General features: G+C 63.5%; 19 protein-coding genes and 1 riboswitch. Of the genes, 5 read left to right on the top strand and 14 right to left on the bottom strand.

Features of this window, described 5'->3' with window-relative positions; all coding sequences use genetic code 11:
• The 7 genes from GMST_RS22175 to GMST_RS09530 all read right to left on the bottom strand — a co-directional run.
• A partial coding sequence (locus tag GMST_RS22175) for a transposase (protein ID WP_371873118.1) occupies positions 1–169 on the bottom strand: 169 nt, incomplete at its 3' end.
• A gap of 10 nt (positions 170–179) precedes the next feature.
• A complete protein-coding gene (locus GMST_RS09555) occupies positions 180–605 on the bottom strand; it encodes a hypothetical protein (protein WP_183354405.1) in 426 nt (141 codons plus the stop codon).
• 202 nt (positions 606–807) lie between these two features.
• Positions 808–1869, bottom strand: a complete 1062-nt coding sequence (locus tag GMST_RS09550) for an NAD(P)-dependent alcohol dehydrogenase (protein ID WP_183354404.1) — start codon at positions 1867–1869, stop codon at positions 808–810.
• A gap of 111 nt (positions 1870–1980) precedes the next feature.
• Positions 1981–2709, bottom strand: coding sequence for a LamG domain-containing protein (locus GMST_RS09545; RefSeq protein WP_183354403.1), 729 nt, complete (start codon positions 2707–2709; stop codon positions 1981–1983).
• Between the two features lie 59 nt (positions 2710–2768).
• Positions 2769–4007 (bottom strand): hypothetical protein, encoded by a 1239-nt coding sequence (locus tag GMST_RS09540; RefSeq protein ID WP_183354402.1) that lies wholly within the window; start codon positions 4005–4007, stop codon positions 2769–2771.
• Positions 4008–4054: 47 nt separating this feature from the next.
• Positions 4055–5410 carry a sensor histidine kinase gene (locus GMST_RS09535; RefSeq protein WP_183354401.1) on the bottom strand — a complete coding sequence of 452 codons (1356 nt, stop codon included), beginning with the start codon at positions 5408–5410 and terminating at the stop codon, positions 4055–4057.
• Entirely contained in the window at positions 5407–6096 is a 690-nt protein-coding gene (locus tag GMST_RS09530) for a response regulator (RefSeq protein ID WP_183354400.1), read from the bottom strand. The genes GMST_RS09535 and GMST_RS09530 overlap by 4 nt, the downstream gene beginning before the upstream one ends.
• A 260-nt stretch (positions 6097–6356) precedes the next feature.
• On the opposite strand from GMST_RS09530, the gene GMST_RS09525 reads away from it, so the two are divergent.
• The 3 genes from GMST_RS09525 (at position 6357) to GMST_RS09515 (ending at position 9246) form a co-directional block, all read left to right on the top strand.
• On the top strand, positions 6357–6680 hold the full coding sequence (locus tag GMST_RS09525; RefSeq protein WP_183354399.1) for a 2-hydroxyacyl-CoA dehydratase family protein: 324 nt from the start codon (positions 6357–6359) through the stop codon (positions 6678–6680).
• Between the two features lie 374 nt (positions 6681–7054).
• Positions 7055–8617: an ATP-binding protein gene (locus tag GMST_RS09520; RefSeq protein WP_183354398.1), complete on the top strand. Its 1563-nt coding sequence runs from the start codon at positions 7055–7057 to the stop codon at positions 8615–8617.
• A complete protein-coding gene (locus GMST_RS09515) occupies positions 8614–9246 on the top strand; it encodes a response regulator (RefSeq protein WP_183354397.1) in 633 nt (210 codons plus the stop codon). Before GMST_RS09520 ends, GMST_RS09515 begins: the two co-directional genes overlap by 4 nt.
• A gap of 3 nt (positions 9247–9249) precedes the next feature.
• On the opposite strand, the gene GMST_RS09510 is transcribed toward GMST_RS09515, so the two are convergent.
• The 6 genes from GMST_RS09510 to GMST_RS09485 all read right to left on the bottom strand — a co-directional run bounded on the left by GMST_RS09510 (position 9250) and on the right by GMST_RS09485 (position 16764).
• Positions 9250–9675: a hypothetical protein gene (locus tag GMST_RS09510; protein WP_183354396.1), complete on the bottom strand. Its 426-nt coding sequence runs from the start codon at positions 9673–9675 to the stop codon at positions 9250–9252.
• 238 nt (positions 9676–9913) lie between these two features.
• Entirely contained in the window at positions 9914–10582 is a 669-nt protein-coding gene (locus tag GMST_RS09505; protein ID WP_183354395.1) for a hypothetical protein, read from the bottom strand.
• Positions 10583–10694: 112 nt separating this feature from the next.
• Entirely contained in the window at positions 10695–13802 is a 3108-nt protein-coding gene (locus tag GMST_RS09500) for a multicopper oxidase family protein (protein ID WP_198424546.1), read from the bottom strand.
• Between the two features lie 627 nt (positions 13803–14429).
• On the bottom strand, positions 14430–14825 hold the full coding sequence (locus tag GMST_RS09495) for a hypothetical protein (RefSeq protein WP_183354394.1): 396 nt from the start codon (positions 14823–14825) through the stop codon (positions 14430–14432).
• Between the two features lie 105 nt (positions 14826–14930).
• The gene (locus GMST_RS09490) at positions 14931–15353 is read right to left on the bottom strand and encodes a response regulator (RefSeq protein WP_183354393.1); all 423 of its coding nucleotides are present in this window, start codon (positions 15351–15353) and stop codon (positions 14931–14933) included.
• 1 nt (position 15354) lies between these two features.
• A complete protein-coding gene (locus GMST_RS09485) occupies positions 15355–16764 on the bottom strand; it encodes a sensor histidine kinase (protein WP_183354392.1) in 1410 nt (469 codons plus the stop codon).
• Between the two features lie 398 nt (positions 16765–17162).
• Positions 17163–17333, top strand: a riboswitch (M-box (ykoK) riboswitch).
• Positions 17334–17774: 441 nt separating this feature from the next.
• On the opposite strand from GMST_RS09485, the gene mgtA reads away from it, so the two are divergent.
• Together mgtA and GMST_RS09475 are read left to right on the top strand one after the other, a co-directional pair.
• Positions 17775–20441, top strand: coding sequence for a magnesium-translocating P-type ATPase (gene mgtA, locus GMST_RS09480; protein ID WP_198424545.1), 2667 nt, complete (start codon positions 17775–17777; stop codon positions 20439–20441).
• Positions 20442–20443: 2 nt separating this feature from the next.
• Positions 20444–21232 (top strand): PTS sugar transporter subunit IIA, encoded by a 789-nt coding sequence (locus tag GMST_RS09475; RefSeq protein WP_183354391.1) that lies wholly within the window; start codon positions 20444–20446, stop codon positions 21230–21232.
• A gap of 497 nt (positions 21233–21729) precedes the next feature.
• On the opposite strand, the gene GMST_RS09470 is transcribed toward GMST_RS09475, so the two are convergent.
• Positions 21730–23211, bottom strand: coding sequence for a glutamate synthase subunit beta (locus tag GMST_RS09470; protein ID WP_183354390.1), 1482 nt, complete (start codon positions 23209–23211; stop codon positions 21730–21732).
• Positions 23212–23325: the final 114 nt, after the last annotated feature.

Below are 23325 nucleotides of genomic sequence, written 5' to 3'. Positions count from 1 at the left end.
CGTCTGGGGAATGCTTTTCGTAGCCGAGATGATCCGTCATCTCGACCTGCATTGCCCGCTCCAGGACACGCTTAGTCAGCTGCTTCAGAAGGCCGTTTTCGCCAACTATGTCTTCTGGTTTCTTGCAGTCTTTAATCAAAGCATCAAGCAATTCATCTACACTGGCCATCGGCTCCCTCCTATCGAGTGGGTTCTAACCGAAAATGGCCATTTACACAAAGGATTTTACAGGCCGTATCGCCTGCTCGTGACAAGCTTTTACCGCTCAACTGCTCTTGTGTGGCACTCAACCGCTCTTGAGTAGCACACAATCGCTCTTTGGTGACACTCAACCGCTCTTGTGTGGCACACAATCGCTCTTTGGTGACACGCAACCGCTCTTGATTGGCACACAACCGCTCTTTGGTGACACACAACCGCTCTTTGGTGACACGCAACCGCTCTTGATTGGCACACAATCGCTCTTTGGTGACACTCAACCGCTCTTTGGTGACACTCAACCGCTCTTGAGTAGCACACAATCGCTCTTTGGTGACACTCAACCGCTCTTGAGTGGCACACAACCGCTCTTGAGTGGCACATAACCGCTCTTTGGTGGCACTCAACCGCTCTTAAGTGGCACTCAGCCGCTCTTGAGAAGTTCTGCGGCCACACGGGGACGATAAGGTAGCTTGAAGGTTGCAGTGGGGAGCAGGGGAGGAGTGCAGCGTAAGGCGCCCGGTGGTCCTTAGGACCGGTGGAGGGAGGTGGAAGCGCCGTTTCGCCGGACAGCATCGTCCGGGAAAACGGCGCCTCCTTTAGTTCCGGCTACTCATTTTTCAAGGAGGCCATGTCGATGGAGAAGCGGTACCTTACATCCGACCTGACCATACGCTCGTAGGCCTCGTTGATCTTCTGGACGGGGATCACCTCAACGTCCGAGGTGATGTTGTGCTCGCCGCAGAAGTCGAGCATCTCCTGGGTCTCCTTGAGGCCCCCGATGAGGGAGCCCGAGATGCTCTTGCGCCCGAAGATGAGGGCGAAGGCGGAGAGCTTGAGCGGGGTCTCGGGAGCGCCGACCAGGGTGATGTTCCCCTCGAGTCCGAGCATGTTGATATAGGCGTTGATGTCGTGGTCGGCGGCGATGGTGTCGAGGATGAAATTGAAGGTGCCGGCGTGCTGTTTCATCTGTTCCGGATCGCTGGAGACGATCACCTCGTGAGCCCCCAGTTTCAGTGCGGCTTCCTTCTTGCCCGGCGAGGTGGTGAAGACCACCACGTGGGCGCCGAAGGCGCGGGCAAACTTGACACCCATGTGTCCCAGTCCGCCGAGTCCCACCACGCCGACCTTCTTCCCTTTCAGGTCGCCCCAGCGGCGCATCGGGGAGTAGGTGGTGATCCCTGCACAGAGCAGCGGTGCCACGCCAGACAGTTCGAGGTTCTTCGGTACGCGCAGCACGAAGGATTCATCTACCACGATGCTTTCCGAGTATCCGCCGTAGGTGACCGGTGCGGTGCCGTGCTTGTCCGGCGAGTTGTAGGTGAAGGTCGCGTCGGGGCAGAACTGCTCGAGGTTAGCCTGGCAGCTCGGGCAGCCGTGGTCGGAGTCTACCAGGCAGCCGACACCGACGAGGTCGCCGGCCTTGAATTTCGTGACCGCGGAGCCTACCTCGGTGACCCGGCCGACTATCTCGTGACCCGGGACGCACGGGTAGGTGGTGGGCATGACGCTATGCCACTCGTCGCGGGCCGTGTGCAGGTCCGAATGGCAGATGCCGCAAAAAAGGATTTCGATCTGGACGTCGCGTTCGGTGGTGGCACGGCGCGGGATGCTTTGAGGGGCGAACTGGGCTGTCGAGCTGGCAACTGAATATGCTTTTACTTGTTTCATGGGATGTCCCTCCTGTTGTTTCGGATTATTGTATTGTACACGCCGTCCGAGAAAGGAGGTAGTTTGATCCTGCCGGATTATTGCCCGATGGTGCGGGGGGCCCTGCAGGCGTTATTTTGCTGTCACCGATAACTTGTCGAAGAAAACGAAGGAGTCGGCTTTGGACCAGAGCCCGATTCTGCCGTCGATCTTTTCGTTCCACTGGTAGTCCACGTACTTCGTGCCGTTTAGATACCCCTCGATCTTCTTGCCGCTCACCACGACCTTCAGGGTGTGCCAGCGGTTCGACGGGACCGGCACCTTGCCGATCCACTGTACCGTCGAGCGCCTCCCCTGGTCCATCCGGAAAAGGACCAGGTTGTCCTCCAGGGCATTGGCCCGCAGTACCAGGTACTCGCCGTTTGGCTTGATGTTGAAGGCGATCCCCGCAGCCTGGTCGATCCTGCCGCTCACCGGCTTGAACGAGACCTCGATACTCCCCTCCCTGAAGCTTTTCAGCTCTTTAAATACCGTGAGCGGATAGTAGCGGTAGTTCTCCAGGTTGCGCAGGAACTCGGCGGAACCCTCGCCATAGAGCGCTTTCGCCTTTTCCGCTCCCCCGGGAGCCATGAGCCCCTGTTCCCAACTCCTGCCGTCTGCGGCGTAGACGTTGCGGGTTCCGTCCCGATCCACGTGCCAGACGCCAACGAGCGCGCTGAAGGGGGCGGCCTCGGCCCCAGGGGTGCCCCGGACGAAGTCGATCGTGTGCGTCCCCTTGGCAAGGGCTGGCAGGGCGGTGATAGCCAGGGTCATGACTGAGGTCAGAAGTACCAGGAAAATGCCGGTCATGTCGCGTTTCATCTGCTGCTCCTCGTAAGCTCATCCGGGGCCCGAGGTCTCTCGGGCCCCGAATGGTCAAGTCACCCTTTATTCACCTTGATGGCGAGGGTCGTACTGTTTATCTCGGTCTGATCTTCCCGGAAGGAACGGTTGTTGTAACGGTTCAGGTCGTAGACGAGCCGGGCCTTCACGGTGTACTCTCCGGCTTTGAGTTCCGGGGCCCACGGCAGGATGCGCTCCTCGCCGGCCCTGATGATCGCCTCGTGCGGCCCCTGGGCGTCGGCTTGGCTTGCGGCAACCGCATCGGGGCGCTTTTTGTCCTCTTCGAGGAACTTTTTATCGTCGGGGCGGTTGCCGTAGGAAGGCGCGAACATCCACTCCCGGTTCGTGACCTTGTTCCCTTTCTGGTCGGTCACCTCGACGCTCAGGTAGATCGCGCGGCGGTTGGAGCCGGTGGGGACCGAGTGGCCGGCCCCCACGTTGATGACGTGGAAGGCGAGGGCAGGCTTGCCGGCATCGGGCTGGCTGATCGCCATACTGAGTGCACTTGCCAGCCGCTGCTGCGAACGTCCGCCGGTCCAGAGGTGGCGCGCCACGGGGCGTTCGGGGCCGTCGAAGTCCTCGGCCACCTTGCGCATGGTGCGCGGCATGTGGCAGTCCTGGCACTGCTGCTTGCCCAGGCCCGGCTTGAAGAAGTCTTCGCGCCACTCCAGGAAGGTCTGGGTCTGCTTGCCGACGACCCTTTTCCCCATGCTGTGGCAGTAGGCGCACATGGCCGAGGTCTGAATGGCAGGATCGGCCACCGTCTCGTGGGGAGCGCTTACGGTGTGAGCCGCCCTGATCTTCCCTTCGGGAGTCAGGTGGCAGCTTGCGCAGGTGATGCCCACCGCTTCCTTCGCTTTCGGGCGCCCCTTGGGCTTGGTCATCTCTGCCACGTTGAGGTCCGGAACGGCAAACGGCTCCGGGTAGTGGCAGACATTGCAGGACCTCCCTTCCTCTTCCGCCTCGCGGGCGTGGATCGGGTACTGTTCGGTACCGGCGAAGGCGTGCGCGGTCGCCGTCGCCGAGACACCGGCCGGCATGGGGATCGCTGCCCCTTCCTGCTGGGGGATGCTGGTGGGATTGTAGTGCATGTCGCTGCCAAACCCGAAGGCGAACTCCCGGTAGATCGCCTTGTGGCACCCCCCGCAGTTTTCCGGGGGGGTAGCGGTCCCCTCGGGGAAGGCCATCGGTTGGGCAAAGGCCGTGACGGCAAGGACCGCACCTGCCAGCAAACTGACGATTCCGGTTGTTACTCCCGCCTGGAATGCTCTTCTCATCAACGTTCCTCCTGTCATTATGTTGTGCCGACCGTACTGCGAGGTAATCAAACCTTCCCGAGGGGAAGGGTGATCCTGAAGGTGCTCCCCTTGCCGGGGGTGCTGTCCAAAGAGATGCGGCCGCCGTTCATCTCCACGGCCCAGCGGGCGATGGCCAGACCGAGCCCGGTTCCCCCCACATCCCGGGAACGCCCGGTGTCGACCCGGTAGAAGCGGTCGAACACCTTGGCGATGTGTTCTTGGGCGATGCCGGGACCGGCATCCTCGACCTCGATGACGGCCTCGTCCCCCGATACTTCGGTGCGAACGACGATGTCGGTTCCGGGCGCTGCGTACTTTATCGCGTTGTCCAGGATGTTCATCAGCGCCTGGCGCAGCGTGGTACGGTCGATGTCGGCAGGTACCGCGCAGCTCGCCCGCAGCGTGATGGTCTGTTCCTTCTCTTCCGCGAGCACCCCAAGGAACTCGATTACTTCGGCCGCTAAAACGCCAAGCTCGCTTGGTTCCGGATTTAGTTTAAGGGCCCCCGATTCGGCCCTGCTCAAGGTCAGCAGGTTCTCCACCAGCTCGGTAAGTCGGTCCGCCTCCTCGAGCATGCTGGCTATCACCTCGCGCAGCGCCGCGGCGTCCAGCCCTTTTTGCAGGCCGACCTCCCCGACGCTGCGCAGCGTGGTGAGCGGCGTCCTGAGCTCATGGGAAGCGTCGGAGGTAAAGCGGCGCAGCCTTTCGAAGGACTCCTCCAGGCGGGAGAAGGTCGCGTTGAAGACCCGGGCCAGTTGGCCGAACTCGTCGTCATGAGCGTAGGGGAGCCGCTCGGAAAGCCGATCCGCCGTGATTTCCCCGGCCTTTTGCGCCATGGCTCCGATCGGTGCCAAGACTCGTCCGGCCAAAAGGTAGCCGCCGATCAGGGCGAGCGCGAGCGCCAGGGGAACGCCCAGGGAGAGGATGACGCGAAGACTTTTAAGGCTCGCCCGCAGGTTCTGTTCGTCCTCGGCGACCGTTACCCGGTAGGCGTGTCCGGGAGCCTTTACCGTTACCGCTTTGAGGCGGAACCCGTTGCCGCCGGCACTCCACGACCTCGCTTCTTCGTCAGCCCTCGTGACGCTCGCCTTTTCCGGGGCTGCTTTGGTCCAGTCACCGGTTTCCACCAGTACGACATCTCCCTGCCGTACCTGGAACAGGTCGACCGAGCCGTGCTGGGCCAGTTCGTTGATCTCCTGGGGCTCGTCCCGGACCACCCGGGTCACCGTGGCCAGGTCCCGTTCCAACTGGGCATCGAGGCTGCTGAAAAGGCTGGAGCGGACCGACCAGTAGACACCCAGGGCGAAACAGAGGATGATCCCTGCCAAAGCTGCCGAGTACCAAAGGGTAAGGCGCAGACGTATGCTCAGTCTCGATCTCATGCGCCCTCGCCGTTCATGGTGAAGCCCAGGCCGCGCACCGTCTTGAGCAGCTTGAGGTCGAAGGGGCCGTCGATCTTGCGCCTGAGCCGGGCGATGTGTACGTCGATCACGTTGTCAAGCGGTGTGGAACGGTCCTTGACCTGCCATACGTCTCTCGAGAGCATCTCGCGCGAGACGATTTCCCCCTGGTTGCGCAGAAGGTATTCGAGGAGTTCGAACTCACGGGTGGTAAGCTCGAGCTCTTGCCCCCCGCGCGCCACCTTGCGCGTCATCAGGTCCATCTCCAGATCGAGGAGCGCGAGTTTCAGCACCGGCTCCTTCTCCTTCTTCTCCCTGCGCAGCACCAGGCGGATCCGCGCCAAAAGTTCCGGGAAGGCGAACGGCTTCACCAGGTAGTCGTCGGCGCCGCTGTCCAGCCCGAGCACCCGATCATCGACGGAATCACGGGCGGTGAGGATGAGGACCGGGGTCTCGAACCCCCGTTTTCTGAGCGCGGTGAGGATCTCGATGCCGTCGCGCCCGGGGAGCATCAGGTCTAGAAGCACGAGGTCGAAGACCTCGGTAGTGAGCCGGAAGAAACCGTCTTCGCCGGTTGGGGCGACCGAGACAAGGTAGCCTTCCGCTTCCAGCCCGTCTTTCAGGGCACCCGCGACTTTGGGTTCGTCCTCGATAACCAGAATGTGCATGGAGCTCTCCTTGCCTCTAATGATAGTGAACCTCTCCATTTTCACAACTGAAGTTATTCTGACTAAAACGTCAGGGACTGGTGACGGGATGCTGTGAGGAGAAGGTGGGGAGGCAGCTGTCATGAGGTGCGGTGTATCTGATACGTTTCTTTATCGACAAAAGCGATGGGTGGTAGCCGTCTCGTTAATGATATGAATTGGTCTAGGGTGAAGAGATCTGCTAGTATCCGGCCGCTTAAGGATCCCGGATGAGAAGAGGTGTGTTATCAAGCTTGCAGGAATCGGCCACGGGCGACCCGCTCAGGGCCATCGCCACGCGCTCTCTGCAGATCCCTTGCGCCTGCATGACCCCGAACACCGGGAGGATGGAGGTACTGAAGGAGCAGGTCGACCTGCTCAGGCCGGACCTGGTCATCGACCTGGTGCTGCAGTCCTGCCACACCTTCAACGTCGAGGCGGTGAAGGTGGAGTCGCTGGTGAGAAACGGGCTGGGGACCAACTACCTGAAGATCGTCACGGACTTCTCTTCGCAGGACATCGGGCAGCTGAAGACCAGGATCGGCGCGGCGCTGGAGATGTGCTAGGAGGGAAAGGCGAATCCCCCTGTCCCCCCGTTTTCAAAGGGAGGACGCGGGCTTGCGGATCCTTGTGGAAAAGAACCCAGAGCTCGTCGGCTTTCCCGCATCCGGCGTCTCGCCCAGGCGAGAGCGGTTTGAACGTGTGCGAACGTGGAAAAACTCAGTTTGGATCTGCTCCGGTTTCCTGACCGGATGCTCGGCAGTAGTATTAGCGGACACTCTATAACGATCGCAGCGGACGTTGGTCCAATCAAAATGCTTGAATGACACGGCAAATACTATAAAATGAGCCTGCAAAGAGTACTCTGCATCGGAGGATGAACACTGAAGGTAGTTTTTGAAAGTGTGGTGTCTTCGGTGGGAAGGATCGGCTGGCTTCCATGTTCAACAAGATAAGTGTCAAACTGACCAGCGGCTTCGGTATCTGCCTTTTGTTGCTGATGACCGTCGTCGCCGTCAACTTCCAGGCTTTGCAAAAGCTGGAGAAGCTCTACCACCGCACCGTGCAGTGCGGAGAGGAGCTGGAACTCGCCTCGGACGCCCAGCACATCGGCGAGGACCTGTACCAGATCATCGCCAACTCGGTCATCAACCGCGACCTGGCCGGCTCCGCACGGCTCTGGACCGCCGGCAAAAAGACGGCCCTCGAAAAGCTGGCGCGGATCTCCCGGGCCGCGGAGACCCGGGAGGAGAAGGCCGACGTCGGGCTCGCCGGGCAGGCCATCAGCGACATCGTCGACATCTACGAGCGCCAGATGCTCCCCTTGATCCAGCGCGGTGCTCCGGTCCCCGGACCGCTTTCCGAGATCGACGCGCAGATCGACCAGCGCATCGACATCATCGAGATCTCGCTGCGCCACTTCGCCCAGTCGGTTTCCCGCGATGCCCAGGCGACCAACGCAAACTACCACCAGGTTTTAAACGCCACCATCAGGTCGGGGCTGGCCATCTCGCTGGCGGGGGTGCTGATCGCCTTTGCCACCTCCGCCTGGGTGACCAGGCTCATCGTGCGCCCCTTGCGCGAGGTGACCCGCGCCATCCTTGGGATGGAACGGGGAGAGCACCCGGTTCAGATCGCCCACAAATCCAACGACGAGCTGGGAATCCTGGCGGACAGCTTCCGCACCATGTCGGGCCGGGTGGAAAAGCGCACCGCACAGCTCACCGAGTCGAATGCCAAGCTGCAGCGCGAGATCGGGGAGCGTGCCCGGGCCGAGGAGGCGGTGCGCACCCTGAACGCCGAGCTCGAGGGGAGGGTGCGGGAGCGCACTGCGGAGCTCACCAGCCTCTACGAGCACCTGCAGACGGTGCGCGAGGAGGAGCGGGCCAGCATCTCGCGCGACATCCACGACGACCTGGGGCAGCTTCTGACCGCCATGAAGATCGACCTGCAGTGGCTCAAGAAGAGATTGCCCGGGGACGATGCGCGGCTTGCCGAGAAGGCCGGCCAGCTGGAAGGGTACTTCAACGACGCCATCGGGATCGTGAAGCGGATTTCCGCCGACCTGCGCCCGGTGCTTTTGGACGACCTCGGGCTGAGCGAGGCACTGGAATGGTACGGCCGGGAGTTCACCAAGCGCACCGGCATCGCCTGCACGGTGGAGATCGATTGCGACTGCGCGCACCTGGACCAGGACCGCTCGACGGCGCTTTTCCGCATCTTCCAGGAGGCGCTCACCAACGTCTGCCGGCACGCCGAGGCGACCCGGGTCTGCGCCACCCTGGAGGAGAGCGGGGAAGAGCTTTTGCTGCGGGTGAGCGACGACGGCCGCGGCGCGCGCGAGGAGGAGCTTCGCGACCCGCGATCGCTGGGAATCGTCGGCATGCGCGAGCGGGCCCGCTTCCTGGGCGGCGCACTCGCCATCGAATCCCGCCCCGGCGCCGGGACCTCGGTCTGCGTCGGCATCCCCCTGGGAAAGGCCCCTGAAGGAGTTGCTCTATGATAAAGGTACTCATCGCCGACGACCACCCCATCTTCCGGCGCGGGCTGATCCAGATTCTCAACGAGGTCCCCGACCTCTTCGCCATCGAGGAGGCCAGAAGCGGCGAGGAGGCGCTCTTGAAGGCCCGCAACGCCCGCTACGACCTGGTCCTCATGGACATCTCGATGCCCGGGCGCGGCGGCCTCGATGCCCTTAAGGTCCTCAAGGAGCACCAGCCGAAGCTTCCCGTGCTGGTCATCAGCATGCACCCGGAGGAACAGTACGCGGTGCGCGCCTTCAGGGCCGGCGCGGCGGGGTACCTCAACAAGGAGTGCGCCTGGGACGAGCTGATGAGTGCGGTCAAGAAGGTGATGCAGGGAGGGAAGTACATAAGCCCGAGCGTGGCCGAAACCCTGGTGACGAGCCTGGACGGCAATCCGGAGAAGCCCCTGGAGGAGTTGCTCAGCAACCGCGAGTACCAGGTGTTCCGGATGATCGCGGACGGAAAAACGGTGGGTGCCATAGCCCTCGAACTCGCCCTGAGCGTGAAGACCATCAGCACCCACCGCACCCGGGTCCTGGAGAAGCTCAACCTCGCCAACAACTCGGAGCTGATGCACTACGCCCTGACCCACAACCTGACCCGCTAGCCGCTAGGTTCCCAGTTCCGCCTTCCAGACCTGGCGGCTGGGCCCCTCCTGTACCAGAAAGACCCTGAATGAGCTGGTGGTCTCCGCCAGCGCCTCCCTTCCTTTGACCTTCAGCTGGAAGCGGGCCTTGACCGGCCAGCCTCCCTCGCCCCCCTGTTTTCCCAGCTGCGCGACCTTTATGGGAGGTATCACGCTGAAACTGCCGTCGGCCCGCCGCATGGCACCCGAGGCGTCGATGGCCTGGACGATCTGCGCCTCGCTTGGCGGGCTCGCCGACTTCACGATGCTCGCCTTCTCGATGATCTGCGCCCGGCCCGGTTGGGCCGCCGCGTGCTGCGGGGGCTGGGTGCTCGAGGAGCATCCCGCGGCGGTTGCCCAAAGTGCCAGGGCGAGGAGTGCGCTCAGTTTTCCGGTCATGGTCGTTTTCATGGTCGTACCCTCCGTATGCTCGTGCTGTGGCGGGCTGCGGTGACAAACCGCCCGCCGCGCGTCGTTATGGTAGATAGCGAGCTGCTTCCGATTTCTTTGGACCCGGGGCTTTGCCGGTTGGCCGGCGGTGCTAAATCCCCCTGTCCCCCCTTGCCATTACGTTAAGAGCAGCAATGCCAGGAGTCCACCCTCCCGCAAGGGGCGGGGGAGCGCTGACTTAATGGCAGTGCCCGGCACCTCACGGGGCCGTCTTTCCCTTGGGCGGCGGCCACTGGGAGGCCAGCTTGAGAAACTCGTTCACGAATAAAAGGTTCTTCTTGGTGCCGCGCAGGGTGAGCCGGAAGTCGGGGTCGGATTCGCCGACGGGATTGGCAATCCCGGAGACCTTGCCCCCCCCCTTGCCGCTCACCACGTCGTAGAGTTCGAAGTCCTTCAGGGAAAGCCCGGCGAACTGCCTGCCGAACTCGCCGGTGCGGAACTTCCCGGCCTCCGGCCCGCTTATCTTCTGTATGTAAAAGCTCTTGATACGCTCGTTTAGGTCGAGAGCCAAAAAGACCGCGATCCCCCCGTAGCGCCCCTTCTGGTTCACGCCGTGGATGTAGCCGATCTTCTTCTTCCCCTGGTAGATCACGTACACCGTGTAGGGTACGTCGACGGTTTCGTAGAGGCCGTGCAGGCGGTCCCTCAGGCGGGACTCGACCTGGGCCACCAGCCGGTCCCCTCCGAGTTTCCTGAGGTCGATGTAGACGGTCTTGTAGCCGGTCGAACCGGGGAAGAGCCTCGCTACGTCGCGGTCCGGATCGTTGAGATCGCAGCCGACGGCGCCGCGGGCCTGGCCGGAACCGAGCACAAGGTGGGCGATGAGCATGAAAAGTGTCGCATAGAAGGTGATCTTTCCGGATAACATGGCTCGCTCCTTTCTCTTTGGTGCTGCGGGGAGAGATAACTGCTGTTTTCTCTCTGGCTGCCTCCCCCACCCCTACCCCCCTCCCGCAAGGGGAGGGGGGAATGCTCGCCGGTTACGGCACGGTGGTCTTCGGACCCACGCCGTCGCCTGTGTCGGCCAGGGGGAGGGCGAAGCTCGGTTCGAAGAAGACCCCGTCGAAGGTCGGCATCGGGGTGTCGGCGACCCGGGCGTTCTTGTTCCGGGCGTCCCACCTAAGGAGCATGGCGTTGTCTTCGTGGATCGTGTTGTGGCAGTGCTCGACGTAGTCGCCCAAAAAGTCGCGGGCGCGGTAGGCGATCTCCAGGACCCCGGTGCTCTCTGCCTCGGGGCCGACCCGGTACATGTCCTTGCGGGCCCACTTCTCCCATTCCGGCGGGGCCTTGCCGCCGCGGGAGAGGATGATCCCCTCCTCGAAGTGGATGTGCACCGGATGGGTCCAGCCGCCGGTCCCCTTGATCTGCCAGGCCTCGATGTCGCCGTGCTGGATCACCGAGACGCGGTGGGGATCCATGGTGTTGCCGTCGCCTCCGTCCACCTTGATCTGCCAGGGGGTGCCGTGCCCGCCGTTGGAGTTGGAGCGCACGAACTCGAAGGTGTGGTGCCGCGCGTTTTTCACCTCGGCCGAGTGGCGGTCGATGGCGAGCGGGATCATGGAGGCCTTGCCCGAGACGTAGTCCGCGGGGTTCATGGAGAGGTCGGTGCCGCTGTAGGCTTTCACCCTGAATTCAAGCACCTTGCAGCACGCCGGATCGCCGTTGATCCACTGGCTGTTCGAGACCACCGGGTTGTACTTGCCGGAGAGGATGTCGCCCAGGGGCACCTTTCCCTTGGTCCCCTTGCCGTCCTGGTGTTCCATGATGTTGACGAAGTAGAGCTTGTCGCCCGGCTGTACGCCGTTTTTCGAGAAGTCGATGACGATGTCGTAGCGCTCGGCGATCCCCTGGGCGGGGAGCTGCCCCTTCCACTGGTCCGGGTTGCCGTCGTTCATCAGGTCCATCTTGCCGTCGAAGGGGACCGAGTGCTCCAGGATGTTGCCGTCGTTGGCGATCATGTAGAAGGGGACCCGGTTGTAGGAGACGCCGGAACCCGCCGGGCCGGGAAGTTCGCCGCCCGAGCCGGCCACCTCTTGCACCAGAGAAAGCGCCAGGATGCGGGAGACCGAACCGTTCAGGATGCGCATCCGGTACTGACGGGCGCGCACCTCGAGGTAGGGGCGCCACTGCCAGTTCACCAGCAACTGGTCGCCCAAAAAGCCGTCGTGGTTCGCGATGTTCATGCCGAGCTGGCCGTTGGCGTCCCAGGCCTTGTCGGCGAAGAGCAGGTTCACGTCGTAGTCGCGGTTGCCCCAGCTAAGGGCGCTGCCGCTCGGGAAGCGCAGGTTCACGCCGTCGTTGATCGCCTCGTTGCCGCGGTCCAGGGCGCTGTAGTAGTTCATCATCACCGCGTTCCCCTTGTAGACGTTCTGCGCGGTGTAATCGAGCATGTGGTCGTGAAACCAGTGGGTGCTCATGGTCTCCCGGTAGTCGCCGGGGATGTTGATGCGCCCGTTTACGCAGCTCTTCACGGTGGAGACGCCGTTTATCAGGACCGGCAGGCTCTCGCCCGCTTCGCAGGGGATGGCGGCCCGTGGGTCGCTCGCCGCCGCGTTGATGGCGCCGGCGTCGTTGTTGTTGTTGCTGAAACCGGCAAGCTGCAAGGGCCAGCGGTAGTCGTAGAACTCGCCGGGGAAGTAGAAGGAGCCGGCAAACCCGTCGCTCTCCGCGGGGGAGTGGCCGTTGTGCTCGTGGGTGGTGATGGTGTGCCTGCCGAAGCCGTTGTTGGCGGTCTCGTCGATGGGGAGCGCGTTGTAGTGGCGCATCATGACCGGTTCGCCGTAGCGGGCCTGCAGCAGTTTGGGCGGCAGGGTACCGTCGAAGGTCCAGACCGAGTTGGGGCTTTGCAGCGGCATGCTCGGGTGGATGCGCACGCCGATCCCCCTGGTGGTCCCCTCGGTGTTGGCGAAGCCCGCGGTGTTGTGGTAGAGGCCGCCCGGGCCGAACTCGCCCTGGCTGTAGCCGTGGCGCTGCTTGGCGTCGCGGAGGCCGCCGTTTACCCGGGCCCCCGCCTGGGCGGTGACGAAGTACTTCTGCGGGTAGAGGTCGTCCCATCTCTGGTGGGCCCAGTCTTCACCCGGGGGACGTCCCTCGGCGGGACCCGGTACCCCCACGGGGGGCTGCCCGAGCGGGCGCCCCAGGTAGGCTTCGATGGCAGCCTTCCAGGGGTTCGACTCGTTCACGTTGGCAAGCCGGGTGGGGAAGGGGGCAAGCCCCTCCTGGGCCAGGAAGGCCTCCAGTTGCGCCACGTTCGGGCCGCTCTTCGGGTTGGCCGGTTGCGGGAGCGGGGTGTTGCCGCTTGCCGCGGCAGCCGGCATCGGCTCGGGACCGAACTCCTCGAACAGGAGCATCTTCTGGGTGAAGGGGACCGCGCCGAAGAGCGGGCTCGGTGTGCCGTCGGTGGGGATGTTCGAGGTACCGCGCCAGGGGACCGAGTCGACCGGGATGGCCGCCGTGGGGAGCGGCACGATGGGATCGGTCCAGCACCAGGCCTTGCCGAGCTGCGAGTCGATGGTGATCGAGGCGAAGTTGAGGTCGCTCGAGTCGCTGGCGAGGCTGAAGGAGACCCGGCCGGTCTGGCGGTCCACCATGAGCGGCCCGATGGTCCTGCCGCTCGCCGCATCGGCGAACAGCAGGATGTAGGTGTGCCCCGAGGAGGCGATGAGCGCGAAGTTGCCGTCGGCGGCGCTCACCGTCTGGCTCGCGGCGACGCTGCCGGTCTCGTCGACGAGGGTGATGGTGATGGGAGCGGTAAGGGGGACGAAGCTCGGGGTTTCCGGTACGGGCGCGTTGCCGGGGAGCGGGGCTCCGGTGAGGGCGGCCGCGGCATCACCCACCACGTTCCCCTGGACCAGGACGGTTTTGGCGGCGACGCTGCCGCCGGTAGTGGTGGTGGGCGGCGTTGCCGGCGGGGCGCCCGGATCGCTCGCCGCAGAGCTTGGTGCTCCCGGGTCGGCGGTGGCGGGTGGAGTGACCGAGGAACCTGCCGATACGCCGCCGCCGCTGCATCCGGCGAGGGAGAGGGCGGTCAGTAAGAGTGCTGCGACGAACCATCGAACTCGTATCCGTAGGAAAGCTGAGCTTGCCATGACAATACCCTCCTTTGTTGCTGGTGGGACAGCGTCCCGTACCCGCTGCATGACCTGCAGTGTGTGCTGCCAAGATTCGGGTCCCTGCTGGTGAAATGTTGCAGCCTTTCTCCGAGACGCCGAAAGCGCCGCTGCTGCCAAGGAACCGATTGTTCTACCGATGTATTGTTTTGTAGAGAACTGTCGGTGCTGCCTGAACCGTTGTCTTAGAGGTAGCAAGCGCTCTGCCGGCACAGCGGCTGTTACGTCTGATTCGAAGCAGGGTGTCTGTCCGAGAGCGATGAGGGAGAAGTCCTACAAAGGGGGGCGTCATGCTGAAGCTTGGGGAGGAAGCTGCGGGGAACTGCAGGGGAAGGGTTGAGGGACAGGCAAGAGGGGGGCGGCGGCACCGGTGGAGCCGGGTGCTGCGCCATCTGCCTGAAAGAGCGGACGCCTCTGCCAAGGGCGGCAGTGGCTCCCACTTGGTTATTGCCCTCCCCGAGCACACGTTTCATGAGCTTATCGACCCTTATACGGCAGGACTTCAGCGGCGAAAGGGGGGAGTTTGAGCGGCGGGGGAATGGTGGGCGAGGGCGGGTGGTTAGCCGCCCTCCCCGGTGAGCTCGCGGTGCTTTCAAGGGGAAGCTGCTAGCGGTTTTTGCTGCGCGCGATGCGCCCTCCGATGGCGAAGGAGAGTCGGGCCAGGCGCCGGTGCGGGTAGCTCGGGTCGATGACCGGAACCCCCTTGGGGCAGCTGACCAGCCCGTCTGCCTGGGCCTCGTCGAAACAGTGGTGGGCCGCGTTTCTCAGCGTGTCGAAGAAGAAAAGCGCCGAGAGCATGCTCTTGTAGCAGGAGATCCCCAGCACCTCGTTGGGTTTAAGCCCGCAGAAGTAGGCCCCGCAGGCGACCAGCGCGACAAAGGGTGCCGTCAGCAGCACGGTATAGATAATGAGGGTCGAGCGGGCGCGGATCGCTTCTTTGGTCAGCTGTACCTGCGCCCACGGATCGTCCTCTTGGTCGGGAAAGTAATCGTAGTTGCGCACAATGTCCTCTCTCTGGTTAAGAGGTGAACTTCCGGTTGTTCCGTCCACTCCATTGTACCGGATTGAGCGGGAAAAAAGGGGAGAGGGCTAGAGGAGGGGGGTGTGTCAGATCGGGCCGCTTCCGAAATCGATCGGCTCGAGAGCCGGGCTGAAGAACGTCTTTCCCGTCATGACCGCCTTGATGGCGTCGACGACTTCCTCGACGACGTTGTCCTTGAGGAGGTACCCGGCGGCCCCGGCCCGCAGGGCGCGCTCGCAGTTCTCCGCGGAGGTGTAGAGGGTGAGCATCACGACCTTCACCCGGGGGAGCCGCTCGGTGATCAGCCGGGTCGCCTCGATACCGTCCATCCCCGGCATCGACACGTCCATGAGCACCAGGTCCGGAGCAAGCTCCGCCGTCCGGGCAACCGCCTCCGCGCCGTCCCCGGCCACCCCGACCACGCAGAACTCGGGGTAGTCGCCGAGAAACTGGCTCAGCTGGGTGCGGATCATCTCCCGGTCGTCCACCACTAAAATCTTTATTGCCATGTCAGCGCACCTCGTCGAACTCGATGGTTATGGTGCTCCCCCGGCCCGCCTCGCTCGCGATGGCGAAGCGGCCGCCGACCAGCTCGGCCCGCTCGCGCATGATGGTGAGCCCCCAGCCCGTTTCGGTGAGCCTCGGAAAACCGTGGGGAAGCGCGAGCCCCTTGCCGTTGTCGACCAGGCAAAGCCGCACCGAGGAGGTATCCCGGGTCAAGACGATGGAGACCTCGGTCGCCTCGGCATGCTTGAGCACGTTGTTCAGCGCCTCCTGGGTGATGCGGAACAGGGCGATCTCCCTTCCCGAGGCGAGCCTGGGAAAATCCGGCGCGGTCTTGACCGTCACGGCGATGCCGGTGCGCTCCTGGTACTGCTTGGCGTAGGTGAGCACCGCCGAGACCAGGCCGTACTCCTCGAGCTGGGTCGGGTGCAGGGAGACCATGAGGCTGCGTACCGAGCGGTGGATCGCCTTGATCAACTGGCGCGAGTCCTCCATGGTCCCCCGCAGCGCCTGGGCGGCGTCCGCGCCGAGGTTGCGCCCGATGATGGCCAGGTTCAGCGTGAGCGCGGTCAGCTCCTGGCCGACGTCGTCATGCAGTTCCATGGCGATCCCCTTTCTCAGTTCGTCCTCGACCACGATGAGGCGTTGCGCGTAGCGTTTCAGGGTCTCCTCGGCCTTTTTGCGGGCGGTGATGTCCAGGCCGATCCCGACGACGCCGACGCTGTTCCCTGCGCGGTCCAGGTAGGGGGACTTGGTGAAGAGGTAGGTCCAGGGTCCCGCGGCAGAGGTGCCGCTCTCCTCGAAGCACTCCGTGCAGCCGGTATCCATGATGCGCCGGTCGTTGGCCCGGATCTGGACCACCTGCTCCGCGTCGGCGATCGGCTCGAGGTCGCACCGGCCGAGGACCTCCTCCGGACTTCTCCCCAGAAAGCGCGACATCGCCTGGTTCAGGTACCTGACCCGCCCCTCGCGGTCCTTCACGCAGATGACGATGTTGGTCTGCTCGTCGATGACCTTCAGGATGCCGCGCTCCAGCATCTCCCGGGGTTGGTGGTCGGGGCCGGAAAGCTCGAACAGCGCCACGAGGACAAGGTCGGCTCCGGCGACGTGGCGTCCGGCGAGGCGGAGGGAGACCGGGGCGGCGCCAGCGCGCAGCAGGGTTACCGTGCACCCCGCAGAGTCACCCGCCATGATCTTGCCGAGGAAGTCCCGGAAGGCGGGGAGGTCCTGCTCCGCGACCGCGGCCGCCAGGGAAACTCCGGGGCGCGCCGTGTGGCTACCGAGCAGCTCGCCCGCTGCGCCGTTCAGGTCGACGATGGTGCCGGCGCCGGTCAGGGCGATGTGGGGGACAGGGGAGAGGTCGTAAAATCGTGCGCAGGAAGTCGTCCGATCATCGTGGGGGGCGAGGTTGTTCATGGGGAGTTCCTGTCGAGGGACAAGCGACCGGTGAACGAAAACGCGGCCTTCAAGCAGCCGGCAAGGTCGCACTATACCAGCAATCAGGGGCAAAGTACATGGGATGGTCGCTTTTGTGCCCGCTGAGCGTACCTCCTTGGCAAGGCGGAGGCCCGCGGAACATGTACCTTCAGCTCCTGCCGCCGCGCTCCGATCTCTCTGCAGGTCCGCGGCTGCCCGGCGTGCGCTCCCCCGGACGGGGCGCCCGGCAGCCGGCAACTGTACGGGGAGGCTGGGAAAAATCATAATGAAAGAGCTTGCAATCGGCTCCCGAATCTGTTACACAAACAGGTGGTCGGTCCATTTTCCTGAAGATGGACCGGCACTTACAGAAAAGTAAGCCGGCCTCGGCCGGCAGTAACGTTCCTCGTTAGCATGAGGCGTTTGCACAAACACAGGCTACTGCCCGGAAACGTCGAAAGACGCCAATGGGTAGACCAGGTATTGCCGGCTTAAGGCTCTACTTAAGGTAGCTGGTCCCTCGGGACCTACGTTGTGCACTGCTGAAAAAACTACGAGTGGGGAATCGGATTTCGGCAGACCAAGGCCGCGGTTCCCCCGCGGCCTTTTTTGTTGCCGTTTACGTCGAAAAGAAAAGGTGGTGGTTCTACACATTGGACAGTCATAGTAGCGAATATCCGTTACCCATCCCGTTCCTCTGGCGGTAACCCCCTCAAAGCCCCCTCTCTTCCTGCACGCTTTGACGGTTGCCGTTTTCCGGAACGGGACCCAATAGATGCAGGGAGTTTCTAGCCTATAAGTAACTCCCCCTTCTGTACAGATTCAGCCATCGGTTCGAGCCTTGCGCAGATCCTCTGCCCAACAGGCGCGCCGCTTGGGCGTCAGGTCCTTTATGGACCGCTGCGTCCGGACTGCGTCCTGTTTTACCGGCAGTGTCCGCGGCCGCCGCCCGGTTCACCCGGCAGCGTTGCCGCCTGCACGAACTCGTTGCAGTTGAAGGAGAGTTTCAGATGTTCATGTTTTCCAGCATGCTAACCGGCCGTTCCGCCGGGGCACCGACCGCAAGTAAAACCGCTTCTCAAGGACAAAGCGAGCGCCGCCTGGTCGAGCTCTGCTCGATCTCGGTGCGCGACGCGCTTAAGGAACTCGACAGCAAGGCCAAGGAAGGTCTCTCCAGCGAGGAGGCCGAAAAGCGGCTGGGCGAGTTCGGTCCCAACGAGCTGGCCCACGCCAAGAGGCTGGGTATCGTGGCCGACCTCCTGGAGCGCTCCAGGAGCCCGCTGGTCATCCAGCTTTTGGTGATCGCGGCGATCTCCGGGGTGATGGGCGACCTGAAGAGTGCGCTCGTGGTCGGGGCGATGATCCTTTTGTCGGTGGGGCTCTCCTTCATCCTGGACCGCCGCTCGAGCAGCGCGGTGGAATCCCTGGGGAAAAGGGTGCAGTCGCGCACCCTGGTGGTCAGAGACGGCAAGGAGATCGAGGTGCGCATCTCCGAGGTGGTGCCCGGAGACATCGTGCTCCTCTTCGCCGGCTCGGTGATCCCCGCGGACGTCCGCCTCTTGTCGGCGAAAGACTTCTTCGTCAGCCAGTCCGCACTCACCGGGGAGTCGATGCCGGTCGAGAAGAGCGCGCACGCCGAGAAGGGGCACGAGACCGACCACAGCGCCTGGGAGCTCCCCAACGCCTGTTACCTGGGCTCCAGCGTGAACAGCGGCACGGCCCGCGCGGTGGTCATCAACACCGGCATGCGCACCCTGTTCGGCTCCATCTCCGCCTCGCTCGCCGAGCGCGCCGAAGAGACCAGCTTCGACAAGGGGACCCGCTCCTTCACCTGGCTCATGATCCGCTTCATGCTGGTGATGACCTCGGCGGTCTTCCTGATCGTCGGGATCAGCAAGGGAGACTGGCTCGAGGCGCTGCTTTTCAGCCTCTCCATCGCGGTCGGCCTCACCCCCGAGATGCTTCCGATGATCGTCACGGTGAACCTCGCCAAGGGCGCGCTCACCATGGCGGCCAAGAAGGTGATCATCAAGAGGCTCCCCTCCATCCAGAACTTCGGTGCCATCGACATCCTGTGCACCGACAAGACCGGCACGCTCACCCAGGACAAGGTCGTCCTGGAGAAGTACGTGGACATCACCGGGCGCACCGACGAGGACGTCCTCACCTACGCCTACCTGAACAGCTACTACCAGACGGGCTTAAGGAACCTGATCGACCGCGCCATCATGGACCACACCGAGCTGAACGTGGAGTACTGCCGCCTGGTGGACGAGCTCCCCTTCGATTTCCAGAGGCGCCGCATGTCCGTGGTCGTCGACTACGAGGGAGACCACGTGCTCATCTGCAAGGGGGCGGTGGAAGAGATCTACGAGTGCTGCAGCCACTACCAAAACGGCGAGGAGGTCTTCCCGCTCTTCGAGATGATCCGCAACAACCTCTTCGAAGAGGTGGAGCGCGAGAACCGCGAGGGATTCCGGGTCCTGGCCATCGCCTACCGCGAGTTCCCGCGCCAGAAGACCTCGTTCAGCGTCGAGGACGAGTCGAAGATGGTGCTTTTAGGCTTCGTGGCCTTCTTCGATCCCCCCAAGGCGCAGGCGAGCGAGGCGCTGGGGCTCTTGCAGCAGGCAGGGGTCCGCGTCAAGGTCTTAACCGGCGACAACGGCCTGGTGACCCAGCGCGTCTGCACCAACGTGGGGCTCAAGGCGGACCGGATGCTGACCGGCGCCGATCTCTCCCGGCTCTCGGGGAGCGAGTTCGACCAGGTGGTCCAGGACGTGGATGTCTTCGTGAAACTGAGCCCGGCCCAGAAGGAGCAGATCGTCCGCTCGCTGCGCGGCTCGGGGCACGTGGTCGGCTTCCTTGGCGACGGCATCAACGACGCGCCGGCGCTTAAGGCCGCCGACGTCGGGATCTCGGTGGACTCGGGTGTCGACGTCGCCAAGGAGACCGCGGACATCGTCCTTCTGGAAAAGAGCCTCCTGGTCCTGGAAGAGGGGATCATGGAGGGGCGGCGCGTCTTCGCCAACATCGTCAAGTACATCAGGATGGGGGCCTCCTCCAACTTCGGCAACATGTTCTCGGTGCTGGGCGCGAGCTACCTGCTCCCCTTCCTCCCCATGCTGCCGATCCAGATCCTGACCAACAACCTGCTCTACGACTTCTCGCAGACCGGGATCCCGACCGACCGGGTCGACGAAGAGCTGGTGGCGAAGCCGCTTAAGTGGAACATCGAGAACATCAAGCGCTTCATGATCTGCGTGGGACCGATCAGCTCACTCTTCGACTACGCGACCTTCGCGCTTATGTGGTACTTCTTCGCCTGCAGCGCCTACAACGCGCCGGGGGCGACGGCCGCCACCAAGGAGGGGCTTGCGCACCTGTTCCAGACCGGCTGGTTCGTGGAGTCGCTCTTGACCCAGACGCTCATCGTGCACATCATCCGCACCCGGCGCATCCCGTTCTTCGGCTCCAGCGCCTCGGTGCCGATGACGCTGACCACCCTGGCCATCATGGGGGTGGGCGCCTGGCTGCCGTACTCCCCGTTTGCCGCGGCGCTCGGCCTGGTGGCGCTTCCGGCGGTATACTGGGTCTGGATCGTCGGGTTCCTGCTCAGCTATTCGCTTATTACCCACTTTGTGAAGACCTGGTTCTTCAACCGTTTTGGAGGTGACTGATTATGGACAGCTTGCTCGATGCCCTGCAGGAAGGACGTCTTCTCGAGATTCCCGAGGACTACGACAAGGAGGATTCCCTCCGCTTCCTGGCCCACATCCTGGAGGCGGTACCCTCGCTCCCTCCCGATACCGACATAGCCGGCCTGATCCTCGCCCGTGAGGAGTCCTCGCGGACCTCGCTGGGGAAGGGGTGGGCCTGCCCGGACGCGCGCGTCGCCTTCGACGAGGACCTCATCTGCGTGGTCGGCTGGAGTCCCAAGGGGATCGCCTACGGCGCCCCGGACGGCCGACCGGTGAAGATCATCGCCATGTACCTGGTCCCCGAGAACCAGCGCAGCAACTACTTAAGGGAGGTTTCGCTGCTCGCCAAGGCGCTCGAGATCTACCCGGTGGAGAAGCTCGATTCGGCCGACAGCCTGAACGACATCCGCGACCACCTGCTCGACCTGATCTCCACCACCAAGGGGACCGTCGGGCCCGACTCGCGGGCCAGGATGATCCGGCTGCAGGGGAAGGTGGCCCCGGTGGAGCCGACCCCCTACGATCTCGCCAACCTGATCGTCGAGCCGATCACGATCATCGTGGGGAAGGGGTTCAAGCCGGTGGTGCTCGGGCACGACCAGGGGCTGGTGGAACACCTGGAGGGGCTCTCGGGGCTGGCCGAGGAGGTCACCACGCACAGCGCCTTCAACACCGGCGGCTGGCGCATCGTGAAGCGAAAGGACGCCTCCTTCACCGGCGAGCGGCTGCTCATCGACTGCCTGGCGCTGAAGACCTCGGGGAAGAAGTAGCGTTACCGGCAGCCTGACTTCCGGCGGCACAAACTAAAGGACCCTCGCAATCGCTTGCGGCGGTCCTTTTTTGTTGCCGAAGTCAAATCCTCCCTGTCCCTCCTTCGCAAAGGAGGGGACGTGGGGGGGCGGGGGCGTCGCTTTGTGGACGGCATATTTCTGATTCCCTCTGAGTCCGGAGGCAAAACAGCAGGCGCAATCTACTGGTAGGTCCTTCTGGGATATCCCGAAAGGGTGATCTTCAGTCGGTAACAGTGCGCTACGTTCCCCCCTTTGGAAAAGGGGGGCGAGGGGGGATTCGCCTTTGTTGCAGGGAAAACCGAATCCACCCTGTCCCTCCTCTTGCAAAGGAGGGGACGTGGGGCGGGGGCAGCGCTTTGTGGACGCAGCGACGAACTCCCGGCTTTATCCGCAAAAAAAGGCCCTCCGATCTGCGCGATCTGGAGGGCCTTTTCATTGCCGGAAAGTCTGGCGTATCTTACGGAAGCTTCCGTGCCTTACGGCAGTTCGGTCTCGCCCATGAGGAAGCGGTCGCACTCGCGGGCGGCGCCGCGTCCTTCGTTGAAGGCCCAGACGACGAGGCTCTGGCCGCGACGGCAGTCGCCGGCGGCGAAGACGCCGGGGATGTTGGTGGCGTACTTGCCGTACTCGGCCTTGATGTTGCTCCGGCCGTCCTGCTGGACTCCCAGGGCCTGGGGAAGCTCTCCCTCGGGTCCCAGGAAGCCCATCGCCAAGAGTACGAGATCGGCCGGGCGCACCTGCTCGGTACCCGGTACCTGGCTCGGCACGAACTGACCCTGGGCGTTTCTCTCCCACTTCACCTCGACGGTGTGCACCGCCTTCACGTTGCCGCAGGCATCCCCCTCGAACTTGGTCGCGGTGGTGAGGAACACGCGGGGATCGGATCCGTACTTGGCCGCGGCCTCCTCCTGCCCGTAATCGACCTTGTGGGTCTTCGGCCACTCGGGCCAGGGGTTGTCCTCGGCGCGGGTGTCGGGGAAGCGCGGCATGATCTCGAGCTGGGTAACGGAAGTGCAGCCGTGACGCAGCGAGGTGCCGACGCAGTCGGTGCCGGTGTCGCCGCCGCCGATGATGATGACGTTCTTCCCTTCAGCGGAGATGAACTCGGTGGTCTCTCCCAGTACCGACTTGGTGTTGGCGGTCAGGAAGTCCATGGCGAAGTGGATGCCGTTCAAGGGGCGCCCCTCGATGGGGAGGTCGCGGGGAACGGTCGCGCCGGTCGCCATGACCACCGCGTCGAACTCCCCCTTGAGCTTTTCGACGGGATAGTCGGAGCCGCCGATGGCGGTGTTGCAGACGAAGGCGATCCCTTCCTGCTCCATGAGCCTGATACGGCGCAGCACCACATCTTTCTTGTCGAGCTTCATGTTGGGGATGCCGAACATGAGGAGGCCGCCGGGCTGGCTGGCGCGCTCGAAGACGGTCACCTGGTGCCCCGCCTTGTTGAGCTGTGCCGCCGCGGCGAGACCTGCCGGGCCGGAACCGACCACCGCCACCTTCTTGCCGGTGCGCAGCTGCGGCGGGTTGGGGACGATCCACCCTTCCTCCCAGCCGCGGTCGATGATGCTCACCTCGATGTTCTTGATGGTGACCGCCGGCTCGGTGGCGCCCAGGGTGCAGGAACCCTCGCACGGGGCGGGGCAGACCCGGCCGGTGAACTCGGGGAAGTTGTTGGTCTTCAAGAGCCGGGCCAGGGCCTGCTTCCAGAGCCCGCGGTACACCAGGTCGTTGAACTCGGGGATCAGGTTGTTGACCGGGCAGCCGCAGGCCATGCCGCTCACCAGCTTGCCGGTGTGGCAGAAGGGGATGCCGCAGTCCATGCAGCGGGCCCCCTGGATGCGGAGTTTCTCTTCCGGCAGGTGCAGGTGGAACTCGTTCCAGTCCTTGAGCCGCTCCTGGGGCTCGCGGTCGGCGGGGAGTTCGCGAAGGTATTCCATGAATCCGGTTGGTTTTCCCATAGCTCAAATCCTATTAAATCGAGGCGAGGTCGAGGTTACGGTTGAGGGAACTTCTGGAACCCCCAACCTTCTCCTTGCCTGCCTCTTAGTGTGATCAGAATCCCGTCGAGGTTT

Source organism: Geomonas silvestris, from assembly GCF_014193515.1.
In the GTDB taxonomy this organism is placed as follows: domain Bacteria; phylum Desulfobacterota; class Desulfuromonadia; order Geobacterales; family Geobacteraceae; genus Geomonas; species Geomonas silvestris.
Note: the sequence above shows the minus strand (reverse complement) of the source record. Positions and strands in the feature narration are given on the sequence as shown.